The sequence below is a fragment of the Mycobacterium sp. genome, assembly GCF_050701675.1.
Lineage (GTDB): Bacteria > Actinomycetota > Actinomycetes > Mycobacteriales > Mycobacteriaceae > Mycobacterium.
The window spans coordinates 1-1961 of record NZ_JBOGDD010001069.1; the positions used below are offsets into that span (position 1 = coordinate 1).

Below are 1961 nucleotides of genomic sequence, written 5' to 3' on the forward strand. Positions count from 1 at the left end.
ACGACGTGCCGTCAGCGAGGTCAACGAGATCACCCGGCTCGTGTTCACGGAGTGGATCAAGAGCCAGCTCGGCGATGATCCCGAGTTGGCGGCGAAGGTGGTGCCGGACTATCCCGCCACGGGCAAGCGCACGTTGCAGGACAACGGCAGCTGGCTGCGGACGCTGACACGCGAGGACGTCGACTTGATCCGCGCGCCGATCGACCACATCGACTCCGGCGCCATCGTCACCGACGACGGCGTCCGCCATCCGGCCGACGTGATCGTGTTCGCCACCGGGTTTCAGGCCACCGAAATGCTGTGGCCCATGACGATCACGGGTCGTGACGGGCGTGATCTCCGCGAACTTTGGGGGCAACGGCCGTCCGCGCTGCTGGGGATCACCGTGCCCGGGTACCCGAACTTCTTCTGCATGTACGGACCCGGAACCAACCTCGCCAGCGGTGGCAGCCTCATCTTCCACTCGGAGTGCCAGATGCGTTACATCTCGAAGTGCCTGGACAAGCTGATCGCCGACGGGTTGCGGTTCATGGAGCCACGGCAGGATAGGACGGCTGACTGGGTGCGACGCACACAGGAGGAGATGCGCAAGATGGTCTGGTCGCAGCCGTCGATCAAGCACTCGTTCTACAAGAACAGCCACGGCGAGGTGTACACGCTGAGCCCGTGGCGACTGGTCGACTACTGGACCTGGACCCGAGAACCCAACCTCGACGACTACGTCTTCGGCTGACGCTGAGGCGGGCGGCGGAGTCGATTCACGACACGGTCAGCGTCCGCAGTCGCGGCCATATCGATGCCCACGGCTCGCGCAGCCCCGTGAGGAGAAAGGCATGCATGTCGTCGCCGATGTCGCCCACCTGGCTGGTGGCCGTGAAGTACGGCGACAACGCGCTCGGATCCCGGCCGACGTAGAGCACCGCGTCGTGGTCGGCAGGCGGCTCCGCGAAGTAGCCGTAGCCGCGGTTTCCGCTGTACGCCGTCGGAAGACCGTAACGGTCGGCAAAGCCGTCGAGAAACGCTGCCACGATGTAGGACTCGCCGTAGACGACGGTTCGGTCGCGCTGGTCGGCCGGCAGGCCGTGAAGCACCTCCGCGGTGCTCTGGGCAATGCCCTCGCCGACGTCCGAACGGGCGATCGTCACCGATACGACCAGCGTGCCGAGCGCCATTGCCCCGCAGGTCACCCACACCGACCACAGCAGCCATCGGCGCGGGGTCCGTCCCGATTCTCTTCGGCGTTGCAGCCCAAGGGCGCCAGCGGCGACCAGCGGCGCATACAACCCCACCAGGTAGTAGGGCCTTCCCTCGGCGATCACGAAAACGACCCACAGCACCGGAAACGCCACTCCCAGATACCGGTACGGCCTGAGCTCGTCCGTGCGCAACAGCCGGACGAGTCCGTAGACCGCGAGGAAGGCGCCGGCCAGACCGGCGAACAACAGCAGCCCTACGGCGATTCCGCCTCGACCGCCGTAGAGCGCATCCGCCTCGCCTGCGACGACGCGCGTCATCCGCAGCTGCGGCCAACCGTGGAACTGCTGCCAGATCACGGTGGGCGAGGCGATCACCAGTGCGACCAGCGCGCCCACCCACAGCATCGGCCGCCGCAGCAGGTCGCGTGGTCCGCACACGGTGATGGCGACGAGTAGCACCAGACACAGCAGCGCGACTTGAAACTTCGTCAGTACGGCGAGACCCGCGATGACGCCGATGACCAGAAGCAACCGGTCGTCGCGCACCCTCTGCCATCGAACCATCAACCACACCAGCAACATCCACTGCAGTGGCTCCAGTGCGTACGGCGTCAGCCAGTGCCCGGCCAACGTCGTCCACAGCGCGGTGGCCTGCGCCGCGGCCACGAAAACCTGTGCACGACGGTCGCATCCGAGCTCGCGTGCGATGAGTGCCGCGACGACCACTGCTGCCGCGGTCGCAAGGATGGCGGGCAACCTCAATGC

2 protein-coding genes are annotated in these 1961 nt (G+C 66.4%); one reads left to right on the forward strand and one right to left on the reverse strand.

Annotated elements, in window-relative coordinates; all coding sequences use genetic code 11:
- Positions 1-733: NAD(P)/FAD-dependent oxidoreductase (locus ACRDUX_RS32790; protein WP_526420348.1), on the forward strand; the 733-nt coding region annotated here is incomplete at its 5' end.
- Between the two features lie 25 nt (positions 734-758).
- Here the strand turns inward: ACRDUX_RS32790 and ACRDUX_RS32795 are convergent.
- On the reverse strand, positions 759-1961 hold a 1203-nt coding region (locus tag ACRDUX_RS32795; protein ID WP_526420350.1), incomplete at its 5' end, for a glycosyltransferase family 39 protein.